A 21509-nucleotide genomic window follows, 5' to 3' on the forward strand; every position below is an offset into this window, starting at 1 on the left:
AAAGGCGCTGCCAACACGCAAACGCACGCGGCGGTGCTCGTGTGCGCCGTGACGCGGTGCCGTTTGCGCCGGTGTCCCGGACGTGGTTTGCCGACAACGTAAATATCGGTGGCGGGCGAGTGGTGAGATGATCGGCGACGCGCAGCATACCTTGGGTATGTACTTTCTTGGACTATTAGCTGAGTGCCAGCGCGTCACCGACGGGATCAATTGCGTCGTGCTGGGCAATTACGTGTAGTGATGGTCAATAATGCCTGGTAAACGCTTACGTGTTACCCGCGTTTCCCGTGGGGCGGACGTTTCAGGCGGTACGTAAGAGCAGGCCTATGAGATTAGCGAGAACTGCCCAATGTCAGTCGTTTGACGTATCGTCCGGCCACCTTCGCCCGTGCTCTAATGGGGGTGGACGTCGTTCTTTGGCGGACAAGAGGGATTTGCTGGGAGGTTGCTATGACGATGGATTCCAGTGGACTGCGCACCCCGCGCCGACATACTCGGGCCGAGATACGTCAGGGGCTCGGTCCGAAGCGGCCGGAGCGCGTCGTGACTCGGCATCTCCCCGAACTGCTCGTCGGTATGCGGTGGTTGTTCGACACGGCCCAACCGGACGGCGCGATGGTGAGCGCGGGCGGTCAGGTCATGCGGTCCGGCCGACGGACATTGCGGTTCCGGCCGATGGACTGGCAGGGCCACGCGGTGATCGAAATCGTCGGCCCTGCCGCCGCCGGTGACCCGACGCCCCGGGCCGAGTTGGAGGCGTACGTCCAGGCCCTCGACGACATGGGTGAAGACGTGGTGGCCAGCTGGATCGGCCGCCGCGGCCAGGTGCGCAGCATCGCGTTGGCCCGTCCTGTCCATCCGACGCTTCGCGCCGCCGTCGATCGTTATGTGGCCGGCTGCGCCGAGCACCCTGGTCAGCAGTGCGCGTGTGGCCGTCGGGCCCGCGACTGCAGTGTGTCGTTGCGCGCGGTGGAGCGGGCGGTGGGGCGTCATCAAGTGGAGTTCGATGCGCTTTCGGGGCCGTGGCCCGACGCGCTCGACCCGTCGGGGGAACTGGGTATGGTCGCCGCCGGGCTGGTGCCCCAGCTCGCCGAGCAGATTGTCGCCCCGAGCGCGGTCTGACCGTTTCGCCGGTATTACGGCCATAGGTCGTTAAAGCTTCATTTCCCGTTCGGTTATCGCAATGCCCGAACAATCTTTACTATTCCGTTACGGACACTGCGGGGGCAGTGCCGGGCATTAATTGACGGAAGCGTCTTATATGGCGGTCGGGAGGTGTCGTTGCGATGACTGCGCGTGTGATCACCGGTCAGTTGTTGGCGGCTCTGGCGGTGGCTGTTCTAGGCATTTCTGCCCCCGCGTCGGCTGATGTCGGAACGGGCCAGATGGCGGCGTGCGCCGAACGGGGCAACCCGCTCGACTGCGTGCCGACGAATGCCGCTGCCAACGCCGCGGAGCTCGCCTATCTGACCGAGCTGCACGGCCGGATGCAGAGCAGCGATGCCGATCTGCTCAAGACCGGGCGCTTGACCTGCAACATGTTCGTGTACGCCGGTCAGCCGACGGGCGATGCCGTGAACGACATCTCCAAGTCCCTGAAGGTGAACAAGGCCTCCGCCACTTTTGTGATGGACATGGCGATGGTGCACCTGTGCCCCGGCCTGAACATCGGCGCGGACGGAGTGCCCCGCCCCCGCTATTGACATGGCACCTGAATTCACGCTGAACCCGCGTGAAATCGGTGTAGGTAAGCGGGCCAGTCCCAGGTATTCAGGAATTCGTTTGCGGCGGCGTAGCCGTTGTCATAAAGCCGCTTCCGATCGGCCTGGGAAATGTCGAAATTCAGATACCCGATGCCGGCCGCGTCGACCACTATCGTGCGCGCCGCGACCGATGGCTGTCGGAGATAAGTCTGGTCGTGACCGAGCAATGCGGTGTTGATGAGATTCTCCAGGAGGCGCGGAGCGCCGGGCAGATCGATCACCGGCGCCAGCCCTGGGCTCGGGTCGCCGTCACCCTGAGCCGGTCGCTGGGCCGTCACGGTGATGCCGAAGCTGGGCCAGCGCGGGACCTTGCCGTCGGTGCGGTCCAGCGAGTACATCGGGAAATTCGACAGCAGTCCGCCGTCGATCAGCGTCGACGTCGTGCCCGAGGCGCTGGTGATGGTGACGGGGCGGAAGAAGAACGGGATGGCCATGGACGCGCTGACCGCGTCCGCGACGGACTGCTCGTCGGGGTCGAGGCCGTACATCCGGCGGTAGTCCCACGGCAGCCGGACGAGTGTGCCGCGGGTGATGTCGGCGACCGTGACGACCAGGCGATAGCGCTGCTCCGGCGGCAGCTCGCGGTCGTCGAACGCCAGATCGCCGAAGGTACGCACGCCCAGGTTCCGCAGCTCGCCGTCGACCCAGTCGTGAATGGCGTCGCCCCGGTACATCCCCTGGCCGTGGAAGGCGGTCCAGTACTTGCCCAGCACCGGGATTCGGGTGGTGCCAACGGGATCCAGGAATGTGCGGTAGGGCAGGGACATCGCCAGCTCCCGGAGCTGGTCACCACTGAGTTGGCATCCGGCCGGCTGACGCCGGTTCGCGGCGGCGATGACGGCGCCCACCAGGGAGCCGGCCGATGTGCCGGAGACCCGGCCGACGTGGTAACCCGCGTCGCCGAGCGCGACGACGGAGCCGACCAATCCGATGGCCTTGACGCCGCCTCCCGACAGCACCAGATCGGCGGTCTTGACCGGGACCGCGGGGGAGTCGTCGGGCCTGTGCGCCATTGGTGACGATGCTAGGGGAACGCCCACGGTTCGCATTGAACCGCAACGGATTGTGACGGTCGGTGCGGCCCTGGCGGCGGTGTGGCGCGCGTTACCGGCGCACTCAGCCGATTCTTAGGCGCAGACTAAGCCGCCCTCAGTACCCGTCCCTAATGTTGCTGGCACATCGAAGGATTCACCGGAGAGGGGGTGACGAATGGAGCATCGGTACTGTGACCGCATGTTGGCGGCACGCGCACTGGTAATAGCAATGTCCACGGTCCTTCTCGTCCCCACCGCGGTGGCATCCGCAGACGACGATGCGCCCCCGCCGGGGCCGCCGCCGGTCTCGTTCACCATGACCTCCGGGGCGCCCATCCGTGACGGCGCCACCTACGGCGTCGGCACGGTGATCGTCGCGCACTTCGCCGCGCCGGTCGACGAGGCTGCCGCCGCGCGGGATCTGGTGGTGACGGCGAACCCGCCGGTGACCGGGTCCTGGCACTGGGTGAACAACACGACCGCGCACTGGCGTCCGCCGCAGTACTGGGCACCGGGCACCGTGGTGTCGGTGGCCGGAGGCCCGACGTTCACCATCGGCGCCTCCCATGTGTCGATCGCCGACGACGCGACCAAGAAGGTCAGCGTGTACGACGGTGGCGCGCTGGTGAAGACGATGCCGACCTCGATGGGGCGCGGCGGCACCGAAACCGTCAACGGCAAGACGCTGAGCTTCTGGACCCAACCGGGGGTTTACACCGTGCTCGACAAGAGCAATCCGGTCGTCATGGATTCGTCGACGTACGGTCTGCCGATCAACAACCACCTCGGGTACAAGGAGACCATCCCGTACGCCGTGCGCGTCAGTACCGATGGCGTGTACCTGCATCAGCTCGACGCGACGGTGTGGGCCCAGGGCAACACCAACACCAGTCACGGCTGCCTGAACCTGAACCACGACAACGCGCAGTGGTTCTACAACTTCTCCGTGCCGGGCGACGTGGTCGAGGTGCGGAACACCGGCGGCAAGCCCCTGCAGTTGTGGCAGAACGGCGACTGGAGTGTGCCGTGGGACCAATGGTGATAACGATGCGATCAATCTTGAATCTCGGTCGCGTCGATGTGACGCACACCACAGTGCATTAGGTACACTGGTCAGTGTCACGGCAAAAGGCCTAGTCACGACCGGTACTTAGCCGATAAAATTAGATAGCTGGAAATATCAGTTTGAGGTCAGGAGTGGTCGTGGGAGCAGTAGCGCATTTGCCGAACCAGTTCGAGTCGGCACAGCCGCCGGCGGCGGACGCATCGTTGATGGAGTTGCTGTCGACGTGTTCGGGCATCATCGAGTCGACCTTCGCCGACCGCATCCGCGAACTCGGTGGCACGGAGGCCGAAATCCACCAGCTGGCCGGTTCGGCGGCCTACGCGGTGTTCGCGTGGTCCACGGGCCGCGGCTTCGGCGCCTGACTCCGTAGCCCGGTAGCGCCCGCGCGGCGCTGCCAGGGGCTCGGCCGGCCCCGCCATTCCAACCCCTACTCACGCTTGTGCCCGCCTCGGTGCGACAACCTCGTCGCACCGAGGCGGGCATTTTGCGTCCACGGGGCGGGTGGGCCGCGTGTGCTGCGTCGCGCCCACAATCGGTACGCCCCCGCGATGTGTGGACGCGGAGTGCGTGAGTTCAATCGTGACGGCAATCTGACGCCGGCGATTGAACCCAGGGACCGCTGGGGTTCTGGAAAGGTCCCTGGCTTCAACCGGGACCACGCCGGCGCTCGGTGATTGAAACGGCGTACCCCGCCATGCATGTGACGGGTCGCGTGCGCCGAGCACGTGGTCGGAATTCCCTGGCGCAGTTGAGATTGCGTTGATGCAGAAGGTCGAGGCCTACGCGCAGACGAAAACGCCGCGCTGAGAGACGATCTCAGCGCGGCGCTTTCGGTTACGACGGGTCAGACGGTCGCGTCGACCTTCTCGGCGGGGGTCGGCCACGGTACCGGCTTCGGCCGCTGACGCACGATCTGCGGCCACCAGAACCACTTGCCCATGAGGGCGGCGATCGACGGCATCATGAACGACCGGACGACCAGAGTGTCGAACAGCAGGCCCAGGCCGATCGTGGTGCCCACCTGGCCGATGATGCGCAGCTCGCTGATGATCATCGACGACATGGTGAAGGCGAAGACCAGGCCGGCGTTGGTGACCACCGAGCCGGTGCTGCCCATGGCGCGGATGATGCCGGTGTTGAGGCCTGCCTGGATCTCCTCCTTGAACCGGGCCACCAGGAGCAGGTTGTAGTCCGCACCGACGGCCAGCAGGATGATCACCGACATCGGTATCACCATCCAGTGCAGTGGCAGGCCGATCAGGTACTGCCAGATGAGGATCGACATACCCAGCGACGCACCCAGGGATATCGCCACCGTCGCCACGATCACCGCGGCGGCCACCACGGCTCGCGTGATGATCAGCATGATGACGAAAATCAGTGCGAGAGCAGAGATTCCGGCGATCATCAGGTCGTAGTCCGAACCCTCGGCCATATCGCGGAACGTCGCTGCGCTACCGGCCAGGTAGATCTTGGAGCCCTCCAGCGGGGTGCCCTTGATCGCCTCCTTGGCGGCCAGCTTGATCGAGTCGATGTGCGAGATGCCTTCGGGCGTAAGCGGATTGCCCTCGTGCTGCACGATGAACCGCACCGACTTGCCGTCGGGCGAGATGAAGTTCTTCATGCCGCGCTTGAAGTCCGCACTGTCGAAGGCCTCCGGCGGCAGGTAGAACGAGTCGTCGTTCTTCGACTTGTCGAAGGCCTCACCCATGGCGCTGGAGTTCTTCTGGCCCTCGGCCTGCTGATCCAGCTGCCCCTTCTGGGTGGCGTACATCATCTGCATGTACTTCTTCATGTTCTTCATGGTCTCGATCTGCGGGGGCATGACCTGAACCATCTGCTTCGTCAGCGCGGACATCTTGTCCATGTCGGGGATGACGGTCTGGAAGTCGTCCGTCATGGTGTCGATGCCGTCGAGGGTGTCGAACACCGACCGCATCGACCAGCAGACCGGGATGTCGTAGCAGTGCGGTTCCCAGTACAGGTAGTTGCGGATCGGCCGGAAGAAGTCGTCGAAATCGGAGATGTGGTTACGCAGATCTTCGATGTCGTACAACATGCCGTGCATCTTGCCGACCATGCTGTCCATGACGGTCGACATCTGGACCGTGATGGCCTGCATCTTGGTCATGGTGTCGATGCTCACCTGAATGTCGTTGACCTGCTTGAGCATGTTGGCCATCATGTCCTGCTGGTACTTCTGGTTCATCACCTGCGTGGTGCTCTGCATGCCCAGCTGGAACGGGATGGTCGAGTGCTCGATGGGCGTGCCCTCGGGCCGGGTGATGGCCTGCACCTGAGCGATACCGGGAACGGCCACAACGGCTTTCGCGATCTTGTTGATCACGAGGAAGTCCGCCGGGTTACGCAGGTCGTGGTCGGTCTGGACCAGCAGCAGATCAGGGTTCATGCGGGCCGGCGAGAAGTGCCGGGTGGCGGCCGCATAGCCCTCGTTGGACGTGAGGTCCGCGGGCATGTACTGGCGATCGTCGTAGCTCGTCTTGTAGCCGGGGATCGCCAGCAGGCCGACCAGTGCCACCGCGATGGTGGCGACCAGGATCGGGCCCGGCCAGCGCGTGATCGCCGCGCCGATCTTGCGCCAGCCGCGCACGCGCATCGCGCGCTTCGGCTCGAGCGTCTTGCCCCACTTGGTGACCACGGTGATGAGGGCCGGGCCGAGCGACAGCGCGGCCAACACCACGGTGACCATGCCGATGGCCAGCGGGATGCCCAGCGTCTGGAAGTACGGCAGCCGCGTGAAGTGCAGGCAGTACGTCGCGCCGGCGATCGTCAGACCCGAACCGAGAATGACGTGCGCCGTGCCGTGATACATGTCGTAGTAGGCGTCGTCTTTGTCCATCCCCGCGGTGCGCGCCTCCTGATACCGCCCGATCAGGAAGATGGCGTAGTCGGTGGCCGCAGCGATGGCCAGCATCGGCAACAGGTTGGTGGCGAACGTCGAGAGGCCGATGACCTTGTAGTAACCGAGCACGGCGACCAGGCCGCGCGCCGCGCCCACCAGCACCATCACGATGAACAGCTCGATCAGCACCGTGACGATCGACCGGTACACCAGCAGCAGCATGATGATGATGACCGCGAACGAAACGGCCTCCATGATCTTCAAACTGCGGTCGCCGGCGACGTTCATGTCGGACGCCTGGGCGGCCGCGCCGGTGACGTAGCTCTTGACGCCCGGGGGAGCGGGGATGCTCTTGAGGATCTTGTCGACGGTCTCGACGGACTCGTTGGCGAGCGATTCGCCCTGGTTACCGCGCAGGTAGACCTGCACGTAGGCGGACTTGCCGTCCGCGCTCTGGGAGCCCGACGCGGTCAGCGGGTCGCTCCAGAAGTCCTGCACGTGCTCGACGTGCGCGGTGTCGGCCTGGAGCTTGGCGACCATCTGGTCGTAATACGCGTGGGCGGCGGCGTCGAGCGGCTCCTGCCCTTCCAGCACCACCATGGCCGAGCTGTCGGAGTCGAATTCCTTGAAGTCGGAACCGACCTGCTTCATCGCGATCATCGAGGGCGCGTCGTGCGGCGACATCGAGACCGATCGCATCTTGCCGACCTCATCGAGCCCCGGCACGATCGTGCTGAGCATGACGACGATGCCGATCCAGGCCAGGATGACCGGGATCGCGAGCGTGCGGATCAGACGGGGGATCAGCGGCCGGTGCGGCGGCTGCCCGGCCTTGGGGAACGAGTCCGTCGGAGTGTCGAGGCTGTGGTTGCTCATGCAGATTTCACCAGGCAGAAGGTCTGGGCGTGGACGCCCGTGGAGGTTCGGGTGTCTTTGAGTTCGTCGTCGACGTGGACGGTGCAGGTGATGGAGTCACCGTCGCCCTGGGCGACGATGTTGGGGGAGGCCGCCGGTGCGGTGGTGGACAGGACGAGTTTCCAGGGCAGCATCGCGTGATCGACGCGCTGGGGTTTGGCGTCCAGGTCGAGGTAGTTGATGTCGGCGTAGGCGCCGGGTTCGCCGGTGATCTCGTAGGTGACGACCTTGGGTTTGAACGGTTTGGCGTCGTCGGCGAAGTTGCGCGGGGTGACGATGACGGGGTTCTGGCCGAAGTAGGTGCGCACGCGCTGCACGGTGAAACCGGCGACGAGGGCCACGGCGAGGATCAGCAACGGGATCCACGCCTTCTTGAGCGCATTGCCGATCACGCGGCGATCTCCTTGGTCATGCTGACCTCCCCGTCCTTCGATTGCTCGACATACCTCGGCGGACCCTGTGACCTGGGACGCTGCGTACCGTTTGTGCGGCGCCCACAGGTGTGTCACATTTCAATCTGCCGATCGGCAGACTCAGCGTATCCACCAAGGTAAACTTAGACAAGTTAAGCGAATTGATTGATGCAGGTCGGTGCCCACATCGGGGCCTTGCCTGTGACGCACGTGACGTCGCTGCGACAGCGGTGACCGCGGCTACACGACGACCGCCAGGGGTGGTCGGCGAACAGGGAGCGAGGATTGGCCAAATCGGTGGGGCCACGCGGATCGGCGCGTGCGCGGGTGATCGACGCCGCCCTGGCGTTGTTTGCGGACCACGGCGTGAACGGCACATCGCTGCAGATGATCGCCGATCATCTCGGGGTCAGCAAGGCTTCCGTGTACTACCAGTTCCACTCGAAGGACGACATCGTCCTGGCCGTGATCCGGCCGGTGTTCGCAGACCTCGATCAGCTGGCCACCGCGATCGAGGCCGAGGGGAGCGGGCCGGCCCGCCAGGAAGCCGCGATCGCCGGGTTCGTCGAGCTCGCGGTTCGGCACCGGCGGGTGACGGCGGTGTTCTATCGCGACCCGGCCATCGACACCCTGGTGAACTCGCACGAAGAGTGCAGCGCCATCAACCAGCGCCTGCGCCGGGTGCTCGGAATGGACGGCGCAGATACCGAAACCCGGGTGACCATGTCGCTGGTCACCTCGGGCGTCTACGGCAGCGCGATGGATCCCGACCTACAGGACATCCCCGACGGCGAACTCCACCGCATCTTGTTGCAGTCCGCGCGGCGGCTGCTTCCGGCGGTGGAGCCGGACGCTATTCGGCGATGAAGACCGGGATCAGGCGGTCGGTCTTGGTCTGGTATTCGGCGTAGGGCGGGTAGGCCTCGACGGCCCGGTCCCACCACTCCTGCCGTTCGTCACCCTCGAGCTCACGTGTCGTCAGCTCCATGACCTTGTCGCCATCCTGCGCTGTGATCTGCGGGTTGGCCTTGACGTTGTGGTACCACGACGGGTGCTCGGGGGCACCGCCCTTGGAGGCCACCAGGGCGTAACGACCGTTGTGCTCGACGCGCATCAGCGGCACGAGACGCTTCTTGCCGGACTTGGCTCCGGTGGTGGTGAACAGGACCACCGGCCGATCGAGGATCTGCACACCATCGGTGGTGCCCTGCGCCAGAATCTGTTCGGTCTGCTTGCGCACCCAGTCGGTGGGGCTCAGTTCATGTTCGGTCACGTCGATTCCCAACGGATTGAGGAAGCCGGGTTATTCCGGTCGAGCCCAATTCTTCCCGTTCGGCGGCCATCCGGGGGAGCGCTCGGCCGAAATCTTGTGCTGCCGGCAGGTACAGACCTAGTTGACGAATCGTCGGGCGCGCGTGGGTGCCGACGAGGTGGCCCGCGCCTGCCGGAATCCGATCAGCCCGCCGGCGGCGGTGAGGGTGATGATGCCGGCGAATCCGGGGACGGCGACCGCCGCGACCTCGCGGAGGCCGGCGGCCCGCAGGTAGTCCGGATAGCCCGGCCGGAAGTCCTTCGAGGCGACGAGAAGCGTCTCGGCGGCGAAGACGTCCCGGGGCCGGACCGGCGGGACCGGCTTGTCGGGGGTGCCCGGAGCGCCCGGCGAGATGTCCCGCGGCATCGAATCAGTGCTTTCGCCAAAGGTTTTCGGCAGCTGGGGAGCGTTCAGCTGCAGGGCCCGGTTGTCCGGTGGCAACGCGATGGCGGGCATACCCGGCGTGTACTGGAGGAACGGCAGGTTGGAGGCGGCCGTCGCCAAATCCCGGACGGTGGTCTCGATGGGGTTGATCAGGGCGTCGGCGAAGACGGGCAGTGCGGCGAGACCCGGGATCGGCACCGCTTCGACGACCGTCGGGATCGTGGTCTTGACGAGGTCCAGCGCGGTCAGCGGAACCTGGGCCACGGCCAGCGGGAGCTGCGCCAGCGGGGGTTTCGGCGTGGCCGCGGCAGTGGGGCCCGGGGTGGTCACCGTCGAGTCCGGCGTCACGGCAGCCGACGGCTGCGGCGCTGTGCTCTTGACGGGGGTAGGTGCGCTGAATGTCGGTGCGGCGCCGGGGATGAGCGCAGGGACGCCCTGGCTGGGTTTGACGCCCGGAACGAGGCCGGTCAGCGGTGCACCGCCGATGATGCTGGTCGGGTGCTGGATGATGCGGGTGAACTGGCCGACCATGCCCCCGAGGGTGGTCTGCAGGTTCGGTGACGAACTGCCCGTGGTCGAGCCGGTGGTGGTCGACGATCCGGTGGTCGTGGAGCCGGTGGTGGTGCTGCCGCCGGTGGTGGTCGACGTGTCCGAGCCCGTGGTCGTGCCACCGGTCGTCGTACCCGTCGTGGTTCCTGTGGTGCCCGAGGTGCCAGTGGTCGAGCCGCCCGAGGTGCCTGTGCTGGAACTGCCGGTGTCGGTGTCGGCCAACGCCACGACGGCTTCGGGGCCCAGCACCAGCAAGCCTGCTGTGACGAGGCTGGAGGCGGCGAGGAGCCGCGCGTGGGGCATCACGCGGAGATCACCTCCCCTTTTCTGACCAAAGTGCAGTATGTCACACCCGTCTGACCATTAGCTATGAACAACGGAAGGCCTACTCCGGCGTCAATTGATGGGGGCTTGGTCGGGGCTCGCCGGCGGGTGGAGCCGGCCGCGGCGCACCTTGAAAACGGCCGGAAATCGACCAGATATTGACGCCTCTTCCCAATTGTGTCGCAAGGTGTTAATGAGGCAAATGTGACTACTGGTGTTATTGAGTTGAAGCTCCGGTAAGAAAAAGAGACAGAATTTCAGTCCGGTCTCAGAGATCAAGATAGCGACTCGCATAGGGTTCGAACGGTTATCGCTCCGTGTTGTATTTGTGACTTTTGTAGCCCACCGTTACCCAAGTGAAATCAGTGCCCAGTGTGGCGCCGAGCACTCAGGAACAGGGAGCGTGCTGATGACCGCAACTACTGAAGTGACGTACCGCAGACCGGTGGCCGCCCGCCCGGGCCGGCCGAAGACCGGAAGGACACAGGTCGGCTCGGTGGATGTCATCGCGACATCAGCCGCGGTGCTGCGACCTGTCGTGGTGGCCGGGGCCATCGTGGCCGCCGCCCTCATGTGGGGACCGCGCGCCCAGGCCGACGTCGTCCATGACGCGCTCAATGATGTCGGTATCGGCAACAACGGGCCCGTCAGCAGCGCCATCGCCGAGGTGGGTACCTCGATCTGCCCGCTGCTGGTGCAGCCGGGCAGCCAGATGGCCAGCACGGCAACGCAGATGAGCGGCAACGGCGGCATCGCGCCGCCGCTGGCCGGGTTCGCCACGCAGGTCGCGATCCAGACGCAGTGCCCCGCCTTCATGACGGCGCTGGCCAACGGGAACATCCCGGCCCTGATGAACGGTGGCCTGCCGGTGACACCGCCGGGGCTGCCTTCCGTCGGGGTGCCGAACCTGTCGGGCGTCACCGGCGCGGTGCCGGGCACGCTGGGCGCCGCTACAACCCCTGTGTCGAGCGTCCTGGGGGCGGCAACGGCTCCGGTACCCGGCACGTTGGGTGCGGCGACGGCACCGCTGCCCGGCACGTTGGGTGCAGTGACGGCACCGTTGCCGGGCACGCTCGGGGCCGCGACGGCTCCGGTTCCCGGTGCGCTGGGCGCGGCGACTGCGCCGTTGACTGCGACGCCGGGCCTGACTGCACCTTCGGTCGCGGTGCCCGCACCGGGTCTGCTGGCGCCCACGGCGCAGGCGCCACTGCAGTTGGCGTCCTCGCCGCTGGTCCCGGCGATTCCCGGTTACTGAGGTCTGACCCCGCCGGCGGGATGCCGGCGGGAATGCATTGAGGGCTGTGGCTTTTCGAAGCCACAGCCCTCAATGTTGTTGCGCTACTTGTCAGCTGTCGTGGCTGCTGCTGCTGCTCGAGGCGTGCGACGCGCCGCCGCCCTCGGGGGCACGGTGCTTGCCGCCGGTCGAACCCGCGGGCACGGAGACCGAACCGCGGGCGCCGTCGGGAGCGCTGTGCTTGCCGCTCTTGGCGGGCTTGTCGGCCTTCGTCGACTTGCCCGACTCCGCCTTCGTCGACTTGTCGGCACCGGCCTTGTCGTCAGACTTGCTGCTGGACTTGGTGTCCGGCTTGTCGGAGCTCTTGGTCTCGGAGTCCTTGGCGCCCGAGTCCTTGGCGTCGGTGGTCTTGGTGCTCGAGTCCTTGGCGTCGGTGGTCTTCGTCTCGGTGGTGGCCTTGGTGTCGGCGTCCTTGGTCGCGGCCTTCTCGTCGGTTTTGCCGGCGGGCGTGCTGGTGTCCTTGGCGTCGGTCTGGCCGGCCGTGGTGGCGCCGGTGCTCTCGGTCGTCTTCCCCGAGTCGGTGGCGGTGGGCGTCGTGCCGGTTTCGGGCGACGTCGCACCGGTGGCCTTCGGCGTGTCCGTCTCCGTGGCGGCGGCGGGCTTGGCCGTCAGCGACAGCGTCTGGGTGGTCGGCAGCGTCGTCGCCGAGGCCAGCGTCTTCAGCGACGTGGTGGCGGCCAACGGCGTTGCGGCCAGCGGGAATCCGGACAGGATCGCGCCCGGCAGGGCCTGCAGTCCGGCGATGAGGGCACCCGGCAGGGTGCTGATCCCCTTGATGATGGTGGCGGGCAGCGTGCTGAGGTTCTGCAACGCGGCGATCGCGGTGTTGATCGCGGTGGTGATGAGCACCGGGATTTTCGCGGTCGTGCCGTTGAAGAAGGTGGCGTTGATCGCGTTGATGCCCTTGATGATGGCGTTCGGCGCCGCGATCAGGGTGTTGACGATCGGCAGCAGCGTCTGGTTGTAGATCGCCTTGTTGATGTTGTTGAGGCCGGTGATGATCGCGTTCGGGCCCTGGATCAACTGCGCGACGAACGGCCCGACGGTCTGGGCGTAGATGGCGGCGTTGAGCGTGTTGATGGCCTTGATGAACTCATTGGGGCCGGCGATGAGGTTGTTCAGGAAGGTCTGGTACGCCGTGAACGGCAGTGAGACCAGCTGGAGCAGATCCTCCGGGAAGGCCGTCAGGTAGTACTTCTCCGCATAGGTGGACACGGTGGCCACGGCGGAATGTGCCGCTTGCACGGAGTGCGGCGCGGGCAACGGTGCGGCGGCTCCTACCGAGGCGACGACGCACACCGAGCACATTCCGGCAACGAGAGACGAGGGCAGTGCGTTGTGCCGAACAGCGATTTGCATGATGGACCCCGGATTCAGTGAGGCAGAGCGGAATTAGGCGGTCTGAAAGTAGCGGAAACCGCCAGGTGCCTCTAGCTGAGCAAAATCGCCCATCGGCCGCCTGACCAGGCGATACGTGCACAATTTCCCTGCCCGGGTAAATAAATCAAGCTGAAGTTTTCCAAGAATTCATCCACGGACCGGCGGCTGTGATGTCCAGACGATTTGCCAGGGGTGCGGTGTGGGCGCTCGCCGAACCGGTCGCGGTGTGATGTGGTGGTGACGATGTCCGACTTCACATTCCGTGCGGCACGGCTGGCGGTTGCGACCCTGACGGGTGCGGGGCTGGCACTGGCCGGAAGCTGGCCGGCCGCGGCCGATCCCGCGACGGACGCTCAGGGGTTCGTCGACTCGACGGCGCGCTGCCCGACCGGCGATACCGCGGTGGCCTTCGGCAGCACCGCCTCGTCGCGGGTCGCGATCTGCAAGAGCGCCGGGGGTGCCTATCAGTATCGCGGCGTCCGGATCAGCGACGGCGCGAAGCTGATCGTCGCCGCCGGCGCGGACGGCCAGGGCGGCTACACCGCGACGAGCGACGGCATCACCTATACCGTCAGCGCGAAATCGCTTGACATCAGCGCGGGTTCGCAGCCCATCCGGTCCGAGCCCATGACCTTCTTCCGCAGCGGCGGGCCGTTGTCCGGAACCGCGGCTGCGCCTGCGCCCGCTGCTGGACCGGTGGGCACGCCGTCGACACCGGTCACCGGAGCTCCCGCGCCCGTACCGACCACGCCGCTGCCGCCACCCTTGCCGGCAGAGGTCGGCGGGGCCCGTCAGGGCGGGCACTGACAGCAGGCGACGGGTCGGCGGTCAGGCCGTCTGGGTGTCCCCGGGCTTGGGAGGATGGATACCGCAGCTGCATGCGCTTATCGACGGGCACGTGCATTGCATGCCCCACTCGACGATCGCGCGCGCGAGGTGCAGTTCGGCGATCTTGGCGTCGATCTCGTCGAGCTTGGTCTGAGCCAGCGCGCGGGTGGCGCTGCGGCCGGGGGCATCGTCGGCGAACAGCAGCTGGATCTCATCGAGAGAGAATCCGGCGGTCTTGCATACCCGGATGACGTTGAGGCGATCGATGACGGTGTCGTCGTAGCGGCGCTGGCCACCGACGCGGGCCGGTGCCGGGATGAGGCCGATCTGCTCGTAGTACCGCAGGGTCGTCGCGGCGACGTCGGTGCGCGCCGACACTTCGCCGATGGTGAACGTGGCCATGACACTCCTGATTCGGCCTTGACTTGAAGCCAACTCTAAGTCGTTGACTGTACGCATGGCTACCAACACACAGCGATCAGATATCAGTGAACTGAGCCGGACCCGCTACGCGCTGCTCCGGAGCTACCGGCGCGACGGCCGGCCGGTCGATACCCCGATCTGGTTCGCCGTCGAGCCGGATTCGATCGTGTTCCGGACCAAGCGCGGTCCGAAAACCGCACGGATGCGGGCACATCCGCGAGTCGAACTGACGGCGTGTGATTACCGCGGCCGAAAACTAAGCGGCGCAACCCTATTCACGGGCACGGCGACGATTCTCGAGGGTGTCGCCGCGACCGATGCCAACCGCGTGTTGCACCGGCGCTACGGGTGGCAGTGGAATCTGGTGCCGCTGATCAGGATTCCGGGCGTGACCCAGGTGCACGCCGGGCTGCCGTGGCGCGAGAAGTGGCACAAGGCGCGGAACCGTGATGTCTGGGACGACAGCGCCATCGTGCGCATCGACTTCAGCTCTTGACGTTCGACGTCAAACAAAAGCACGGTGCCGACACCAGATTGGTGTCGGCACCGTGTTTGGAGGTTGTAGATGGTCAGAAAGCCGGCGTCGCCAGATGCGTCTTACGACGGTGGTGGAGCAGGGCACTCAGCCAGCGGAGATCGATCAACATGTTCAGTTCCTGTCTTACGCGGACTTCTTGGTGAGGAACGGCAGCAACCGACGGCGCTCGTACATGCTGTCCGAGAAGTGGTGCAGCGCTTCGGAGACGGAGGTTGCGGTCGGGAAGGCGGACTCTGCGCCGCAGGCCAGCAGCGCGGTCGAAACCGGCTGGGATGCGATGAGAGACCACTCGTTACCTGCTGCGATGCAGCTGTCGTTGACCTTGTCGAGCAGTTCGACGCAGGACACTGCGAACGAGGTGACCCCGCTCAGGTCCAGGATGAACGGCTTCTCGGGAAGGACGCAGCGCCGTGCCTGCGCTGCAACCAGGTCCACATCGGTTTCGTCGATGACTCCGGTGACGGTGAGTACCGTCGCCAGTTGGCGGCACTGGGCGCGCACCTCGGCGTCGCCGCAGGCGACCGCCGGATTGCCATAGCGGAAAGCGGTGGTCGGAGCTGAGTCGCTGGTGACCGTAGCCATGTGATGCCTCCCTTCGATGTTGCCGAACGCCCGACAGCTGTGTCGTTTCTCCGGCTCGAGATCGAAGTTATGTGGCCAAGTTAAGGTACCGGGGAGTAAGTCCTAAATCATCGCTAAGAAGTGTGATAGCTCCAGCTAGCAAACATGGTCTCAGCGGGGTAACGGTCACCGACGGCGGCCCTGATGGCCCTGATACCCCACCCACGGCGAATAGTCGGCGATGAGAGGCTCCCGCGGCGGCCGCAATTCCTCCGGCACGTGCTGCAAATTGATCCGGATGCGGTACCAGATCGAGCTGGGCCCGCGCATGCCGTCGACCAGAACATCTATGGCTTCCAGGGCAGACGCCGCCTCCGGATGCTTCGATCGCCACTCGTCGAGGGCGGCCATCGCCTCGTCGCGCGTCTTCGTGCGGGCAATCTCGATGAGCGGCATCTGTGACGCCCGCCGGCCGTCGGCGGCCGCGCCGCCCCCGGGTTTCTCCGCCTTGGGCATCGGGCCCAGTTCTTCGGCCAGTGCCAGCAACCCCTCCAGGCCACCCGCGGCGTCGTCCATCCCGGCCCACGGGTCGCCGAATCGCGCGTACCGGGCGGGCACCGTCGCCACCGTGAATTCCTCGGGACGGCAGCCCGGGACCTCGTCCCAGAACAGCGGTGTCGAGACCCGGGCGTCGGGCCGTGACCGTACCGAGTAGGCCGATGCCACCGTCCGGTCCTTGGCGTTCTGGTTGAAGTCGACGAAGACGCCCTGGCGTTCCTCTTTCCACCAGCGGCTGGTCGCCAACTCCGGTGCGCGCCGCTCCACCTCGCGGGCCACGGTCTGGGCGGCCAGCCGCACCTGCGTGTACGGCCAGTTCCGCTCGATCCGGGCGTAGATGTGGAAACCCCGCGAGCCGGACGTCTTGGGCCAGGCCGTCAGCCCGTAGTCGGTGAGCACGTCCCGCACCACGATGGCGACGTCGACGATCTGCGGCCACTCGACACCCGGCATCGGATCGAGGTCCACGCGCAGTTCATCCGGATGTTCCAGGTCGTCGGCCCGGACCGGATGTGGATTGAAGTCGATGCAGCCCAGGCTCACCGCCCACACCAGCCCGGCGGCCTCGTCGATGACGGCTTCCTTCGCGGAGGTGCCCGAGGCGTACTTCAGCTCGGCGACGTCGATCCAGTCCGGGCGTTTCTCCGGCGCCCGCTTCTGAAATATCGCCTCCTGGGCAATGCCTTTCACGAACCGCTTCAGGATCATGGGCCGTCGTGCCACGCCGCGCAGCGCGCCGTCGGCGACGGCGAGGTAGTAGTTGACCAGGTCCAGCTTGGTCACGCCCGGTTCGGGAAAGATCACCTTGTCCGGGTTGCTCACGACAACCTCGCGCCCGCCCACCTCGAGGGACCGCGAGTCACCCATGAAGTCATCGTAATTGGCGCGAGAGTTCCGGCCGCGTTACCCGTGGTGTCACCTATGGTTGGCTCATGGCGAAGCTGACTGACCTCCCGTCGCAGGTGGCAAACAAGGTTCAGGAAACTTTGGAGAAGTCGGTCGGGAAATACGTCGACCGCGGCGCCGCCGAACTGCACTACGCCAAGAAGATGTTCGAGGCGGGCGCGCTCAAACTCGAGTCGCCGCAGCACATCGCGGCGATGCTGGCCGACATTGCCCGCTGGGGTGAGATCGGCATGGTCCCGGCGCTCAACGCGCGGCGTACCCCGCACCGCACGGCCGTCATCGACGACGACGGTGACATCACCTTCCAGGAGTTCGACGACGCCGTGAACGCGACGGCCAACGCGTTGCGCGCCAAGGGGGTTCAGGCCGGGGAAGGTGTGGCGATCCTGGCCCGCAACCACCGGTGGTTCCTGATCGCGGTGTACGGCGCGGCGCGGGTGGGCGCGCGCATCATCCTGATGAACACCGAATTCTCGGGTCCGCAGATCAAAGAGGTCTCCGAGCGCGAGGGCGCGCAGCTCATCATCTACGACGACGAATACGCCGACGCCGTCGCGCTGTCCGAGCCACCCTTGGGCAAGCTGCGGGCACTGGGGCACAACCCGGACAAGCCGGAACCGTCGGACAGCACCGACGAATCGCTGGCAGAGGTCATCGCCCGGACCAGCAGCCTGGCGCCGCCGAAGGCCGCCAAATCGGCGTCCATCATCATCTTGACCAGCGGCACCACGGGAACTCCCAAGGGCGCCAACCGAAGTGCCCCGCCGTCGCTGGCCCCGGTGGGTGGCGTGCTGTCGTCGGTGCCGTTCAAATCCGGTGAGGTGACCAGCCTGCCCGCGCCGATGTTCCACGCGCTGGGGTACCTGCACTCGACCATCGCCATGCTGCTCGGCAGCACGCTGGTGCTGCGGCGCCGGTTCAAGCCGGCCACCGTGCTCGCCGACATCGAGCGGCACCGGGTCACCGCCATGGTGGTGGTGCCGGTGATGTTGTCGCGCATCCTCGACGAGCTGGACAAGGCGTCACCGAAGCCGAACCTGTCGAGCCTGCGGATCGTCTTCGTGTCGGGTTCGCAGTTGGGATCCGAACTGGCGACACGGGCGCTCAAGGATCTGGGCCCGGTGATCTACAACCTGTACGGGTCGACCGAGATCTCGTTCGCCACCATCGCCCGTCCGCAGGACCTGTCGATCAACCCGGCGACGGTCGGCCCGGTGGTCAAGGGCGTCCGCGTGAAGATCTTCGACGACAACGGCAAGGAACTGCCGCAGGGCAGCGTCGGGCGCATCTTCGTCGGCACCACTTTCCCGTTCGAGGGGTACACCGGCGGCGGTGGCAAGGAGATCATCGACGGCATGCTGTCGTCGGGCGACGTCGGCTACTTCGACGAGCGCGGATTGCTGTACGTCAGTGGCCGTGACGACGAGATGATCGTCTCCGGCGGCGAGAACGTCTTCCCCGCCGAGGTCGAGGACCTGATCAGCGGACACCCCGAGGTGGTGGAGGCGACCGCGATCGGTGTCGACGACAAGGACTTCGGCGCGCGGCTGCGGGCCTTCGTGGTCAGAACCGAGGGGGCGACGGTCAGCGAGGACGACATCAAGTCCTACGTGCGAGATCACTTGGCGCGCTACAAGGTTCCGCGCGAGGTCGTGTTCCTCGACGAGCTGCCGCGTAACCCCACGGGCAAGATCCTCAAGCGCGCGCTACGGGAGATGGACCTCTAGTACCCGTTGACGTACCAGGACAGGCAGGCCGGCCTGCCGCGGCACGCGATGATGGCGCCGGCGTCGGGAGCCGCGCCGCGCACCCTGGGCGTATTGCGATCGGGCAGGTTGCAGTTCACGACGTAGGGGTTCCACGGGACGATGCCGTTGACGCACGGATCGCCGGTTGCCTGCAGCGTGACGGTCGGGCTGCGCAGGGCCGTCGGCAGGATCGTGAACGCGAGCGCAACGGCTGCTATCAAGACCGGCCGCAGGATGCGTGACGCGCGTGTGGCCGGCTCTGTTGTGGTCATGACCATCACCACCAAACATGTTTCCGCCTACGTCAACGGTACACCTGGCCGACCAGCCTCGGACAATAGGGAAAACCCCCATTTCTGCACTGAAATGAGGGTTTCCCGGCCGTTGGTGGGCAGCGGTTACGGGTCGCGGGGCAGGCCCAGCAGCCGCTCGGCGATGATGTTCAGCTGCACCTCGGAGGTGCCGCCGTAGATGGTCGTCGCGCGGCCGGCCAACAGGTATTCGTCCCACCGGCCGGAGGGTTGTTGCGGGTCACCGACAACCGCGTCGCTGCCGAACGACGCGACCCCGAATTCGGCATAGCCCTGGCCGGTCTTCATGGACAACAGCTTGGATATCGCGGCGGCCGGCATCGGGTCGCCACCGGCGAGGGTCAGCAGCGTCGAGCGCATGTTGAGCAGCTTCGCGGCGTGGCCCTCGGCGATCAGCTTGCCGGCCTCGTGGCGCTGCAGTTCGTCGAATTCGCCGTCCCGCAGGAACTCCACGAACTGATCGAGGCTGGCCAGGAACGGCGGCTCGCTGCTGCCGATCGATACCCGCTCGTTGGTCAGGGTGTTGCGGCTGACCTCCCAGCCGCGGTTCACCTCGCCGAGCACCATGTCGTCGGGGACGAAGACGTCGTCGATGAAGACGGTGTTGAACATCGCGTTGCCGGTGAGCTCGCGCAGCGGTTTCACCTCGACGCCGGGGCTCTTCATGTCGAGCAGGAAATACGTGATGCCTTGATGTTTCGGCGCGTTGGGGTCGGTCCGGGCCAGGAGCGCACCCCACGCGGAGAACTGGGCTCCCGTCGTCCAGATCTTCTGGCCGGTGATGCGCCAGCCGCCGTCGACCTTGACGGCCTTGGTGGTCAGGCTGGCGAGGTCGCTGCCGGCACCGGGCTCGGAGAACAGCTGGCACCAGATCATGTCGCCGCGGAACGTCGGCGGCAGGAAGTCCTGCTGCTGCTTGTGGGTGCCGAACGCGACGATCGACGGGATGATCCACGCCGCGATGCCCATCTGTGGCCTGCGCACCTTTCCGGTGCTGAACTCCTGAGCGATGATGATCTGCTCGATCGGCTCTGCGGCCCGGCCCCAGGGCGTCGGCAGGTGCGGCTGCACCCAGCCGCCTTCGGCGATCGCGGCGTTGCGCTCCGGTCCGCTCGGAAGTGCTTTCAGCGCAGCCACTTCCGCCCGGATCTCGGCGCGCAGCTTCTCGGTGTCCGGGTCCAGGTCGATGTCGATGGACCGCATGCCGGACGTCGTGGCGAGGTCCACGACCTGGCGCGGGTGGTCCGCGGCCCGGCCGAATCCGGCGACCAGCGCGATGGCGTGCCGGTAGTACACGTTGGTGTCGTGTTCCCAGGTGAAGCCGATGCCGCCGTGCACCTGGATGCAGTCCTGCGCACAGTGCTGCGCGGCGACGGGCGCCAGGGTCGCGGCCACCGCGGCGGCGAACAGGTAGTCGGATTCGGCGTCACCGGACGCGTGCTCGTCGAGCGCGCGGGCGGCATCCCAGACGGCGCCCGTGGCCCGCTCGGTCTCGGCAATCATGTTGGCGCACTTGTGCTTGATGGCCTGGAACTGACCGATGGGGCGGCCGAACTGCTCCCGGATCTTGGCGTACGCGGCGGCGGTGTCGGTGGCCCACCGCGCGACGCCGACACATGCGGCCGACAGCAGCGTCGTGATCAGGGCCCGGGCGTGCGACTGGTCCAGGCCGGTGAGGATGCGGTCGGCGGCGACCGGTACGGCGTCGGCGCGGACGTGGGCGACGGGGTGCAGCGGGTCGACGCTCTGGACCGGGTCGATCTGCAGGCTCGCGGTGTCGAGGGCCACCCACCGGCCGTCGATGGGCACCACCAGGAGCTCGGCTTGCGCGGCCGCGGGGACGGCGCGGATCTCACCGCTGACGACGAGTCCGTCGCCCTGGGTGGTGGCGGTCAGGCCCGAGTTCAAGGCGTACGCGGCGATGATCTCGCCGGAGGCCAGGCCGGGCAGCAGGGCCGACTTGGGGTCGTGCGCGGCGATCAGCGCACTGGCGATGGCCGACGGGACGAACGGGCCGGGGACGGCGCCGTAGCCGAACTCGGCCAGGGTGATCGCGAGTTCGAGGATGCCGAAGCCTTGTCCGCCAACGGCTTCCGACAGGTGCAGGCCCTGCAGGCCTTGGTCGGCGGCCGCGGCCCAATACGGCGGCGGGTTGCTGATCGGGGTCTCGAGGGCCTCGTGCAAGACCTCGGACGGCGCGACCCGCGCCACCAGGGATCGGACCGAATCGGCCAGATCGTTGTGCTCGGACGTGATCGCGATGGGCATCGTTGCCTCCTGTGACCGGCTGTGGGCTGTGCAGGGCGCACCCAACCAAATAACTGGTCGGTTGGTTCCGA

19 protein-coding genes and 1 pseudogene are annotated in these 21509 nt (G+C 66.3%); 9 read left to right on the top strand and 11 right to left on the bottom strand.

The window, feature by feature from the left end:
• Positions 1–543: 543 nt before the first annotated feature.
• Complete coding sequence (locus ACJEIK_RS01495) at positions 544–1122, top strand: hypothetical protein (RefSeq protein ID WP_061001471.1); 579 nt, start codon at positions 544–546, stop codon at positions 1120–1122.
• 176 nt (positions 1123–1298) lie between these two features.
• Positions 1299–1703 (top strand): DUF732 domain-containing protein, encoded by a 405-nt coding sequence (locus ACJEIK_RS01500; RefSeq protein WP_162563373.1) that lies wholly within the window; start codon positions 1299–1301, stop codon positions 1701–1703.
• A gap of 14 nt (positions 1704–1717) precedes the next feature.
• Here the strand turns inward: ACJEIK_RS01500 and ACJEIK_RS01505 are convergent, their stop codons facing one another.
• Positions 1718–2776, bottom strand: a complete 1059-nt coding sequence (locus tag ACJEIK_RS01505) for a patatin-like phospholipase family protein (protein WP_064859867.1) — start codon at positions 2774–2776, stop codon at positions 1718–1720.
• Between the two features lie 277 nt (positions 2777–3053).
• On the opposite strand from ACJEIK_RS01505, the pseudogene ACJEIK_RS01510 reads away from it, so the two are divergent.
• Positions 3054–3839 (top strand): annotated as a pseudogene (locus ACJEIK_RS01510) (L,D-transpeptidase); the annotation flags it as partial.
• Positions 3840–4000: 161 nt separating this feature from the next.
• Positions 4001–4225 (top strand): hypothetical protein, encoded by a 225-nt coding sequence (locus ACJEIK_RS01515; RefSeq protein ID WP_131808801.1) that lies wholly within the window; start codon positions 4001–4003, stop codon positions 4223–4225.
• Positions 4226–4707: 482 nt separating this feature from the next.
• Here ACJEIK_RS01515 and ACJEIK_RS01520 read toward each other — a convergent pair whose 3' ends face one another.
• Together ACJEIK_RS01520 and ACJEIK_RS01525 are read right to left on the bottom strand one after the other, a co-directional pair.
• Entirely contained in the window at positions 4708–7602 is a 2895-nt protein-coding gene (locus ACJEIK_RS01520) for an RND family transporter (RefSeq protein ID WP_409430914.1), read from the bottom strand.
• Positions 7599–8033, bottom strand: a complete 435-nt coding sequence (locus ACJEIK_RS01525) for an MmpS family transport accessory protein (RefSeq protein ID WP_064860213.1) — start codon at positions 8031–8033, stop codon at positions 7599–7601. Before ACJEIK_RS01525 ends, ACJEIK_RS01520 begins: the two co-directional genes overlap by 4 nt.
• A 306-nt stretch (positions 8034–8339) precedes the next feature.
• On the opposite strand from ACJEIK_RS01525, the gene ACJEIK_RS01530 reads away from it, so the two are divergent.
• Complete coding sequence (locus ACJEIK_RS01530; RefSeq protein WP_061003181.1) at positions 8340–8921, top strand: TetR/AcrR family transcriptional regulator; 582 nt, start codon at positions 8340–8342, stop codon at positions 8919–8921.
• Here ACJEIK_RS01530 and ACJEIK_RS01535 read toward each other — a convergent pair.
• Both ACJEIK_RS01535 and ACJEIK_RS01540 read right to left on the bottom strand, forming a co-directional pair.
• Positions 8908–9327 carry a nitroreductase family deazaflavin-dependent oxidoreductase gene (locus ACJEIK_RS01535; protein ID WP_061003179.1) on the bottom strand — a complete coding sequence of 140 codons (420 nt, stop codon included), beginning with the start codon at positions 9325–9327 and terminating at the stop codon, positions 8908–8910. The two genes, ACJEIK_RS01530 and ACJEIK_RS01535, sit on opposite strands and share 14 nt — an antisense overlap.
• Before the next feature lie 117 nt (positions 9328–9444).
• The gene (locus ACJEIK_RS01540) at positions 9445–10605 is read right to left on the bottom strand and encodes a hypothetical protein (protein WP_409430915.1); all 1161 of its coding nucleotides are present in this window, start codon (positions 10603–10605) and stop codon (positions 9445–9447) included.
• Between the two features lie 427 nt (positions 10606–11032).
• On the opposite strand from ACJEIK_RS01540, the gene ACJEIK_RS01545 reads away from it, so the two are divergent.
• The gene (locus ACJEIK_RS01545) at positions 11033–11878 is read left to right on the top strand and encodes a hypothetical protein (protein WP_409430916.1); all 846 of its coding nucleotides are present in this window, start codon (positions 11033–11035) and stop codon (positions 11876–11878) included.
• Positions 11879–11968: 90 nt separating this feature from the next.
• Here ACJEIK_RS01545 and ACJEIK_RS01550 read toward each other — a convergent pair whose 3' ends face one another.
• Entirely contained in the window at positions 11969–13276 is a 1308-nt protein-coding gene (locus ACJEIK_RS01550; RefSeq protein ID WP_409430917.1) for a hypothetical protein, read from the bottom strand.
• A 264-nt stretch (positions 13277–13540) separates the two neighbouring features.
• Here ACJEIK_RS01550 and ACJEIK_RS01555 point away from each other — a divergent pair, with 264 nt between their 5' ends.
• Positions 13541–14104, top strand: a complete 564-nt coding sequence (locus ACJEIK_RS01555) for a hypothetical protein (protein WP_064860403.1) — start codon at positions 13541–13543, stop codon at positions 14102–14104.
• 21 nt (positions 14105–14125) lie between these two features.
• Here the strand turns inward: ACJEIK_RS01555 and ACJEIK_RS01560 are convergent, their stop codons facing one another.
• A complete protein-coding gene (locus ACJEIK_RS01560; RefSeq protein ID WP_064860398.1) occupies positions 14126–14527 on the bottom strand; it encodes a MerR family transcriptional regulator in 402 nt (133 codons plus the stop codon).
• Between the two features lie 55 nt (positions 14528–14582).
• On the opposite strand from ACJEIK_RS01560, the gene ACJEIK_RS01565 reads away from it, so the two are divergent.
• Positions 14583–15044 (top strand): PPOX class F420-dependent oxidoreductase, encoded by a 462-nt coding sequence (locus ACJEIK_RS01565; protein WP_061003171.1) that lies wholly within the window; start codon positions 14583–14585, stop codon positions 15042–15044.
• Positions 15045–15209: 165 nt separating this feature from the next.
• On the opposite strand, the gene ACJEIK_RS01570 is transcribed toward ACJEIK_RS01565, so the two are convergent.
• On the bottom strand, positions 15210–15668 hold the full coding sequence (locus ACJEIK_RS01570) for an STAS domain-containing protein (RefSeq protein ID WP_064860397.1): 459 nt from the start codon (positions 15666–15668) through the stop codon (positions 15210–15212).
• Positions 15669–15833: 165 nt separating this feature from the next.
• A complete protein-coding gene (gene ligD / locus ACJEIK_RS01575) occupies positions 15834–17072 on the bottom strand; it encodes a non-homologous end-joining DNA ligase (RefSeq protein ID WP_226520439.1) in 1239 nt (412 codons plus the stop codon).
• Positions 17073–17137: 65 nt separating this feature from the next.
• Between ligD and fadD2 the strand changes: the two genes are divergently transcribed.
• On the top strand, positions 17138–18838 hold the full coding sequence (gene fadD2 / locus ACJEIK_RS01580) for a long-chain-fatty-acid--CoA ligase FadD2 (protein ID WP_409430918.1): 1701 nt from the start codon (positions 17138–17140) through the stop codon (positions 18836–18838).
• Here fadD2 and ACJEIK_RS01585 read toward each other — a convergent pair.
• Together ACJEIK_RS01585 and ACJEIK_RS01590 are read right to left on the bottom strand one after the other, a co-directional pair.
• Positions 18835–19131: a hypothetical protein gene (locus ACJEIK_RS01585; RefSeq protein WP_407665115.1), complete on the bottom strand. Its 297-nt coding sequence runs from the start codon at positions 19129–19131 to the stop codon at positions 18835–18837. The genes fadD2 and ACJEIK_RS01585 overlap by 4 nt on opposite strands.
• 126 nt (positions 19132–19257) lie before the next feature.
• A complete protein-coding gene (locus ACJEIK_RS01590; protein WP_267324521.1) occupies positions 19258–21438 on the bottom strand; it encodes an acyl-CoA dehydrogenase in 2181 nt (726 codons plus the stop codon).
• Positions 21439–21509: the final 71 nt, after the last annotated feature.

The organism is Mycobacterium sp. SMC-16 (assembly GCF_046250085.1).
Classification (GTDB): Bacteria; Actinomycetota; Actinomycetes; order Mycobacteriales; family Mycobacteriaceae; genus Mycobacterium; species Mycobacterium phocaicum.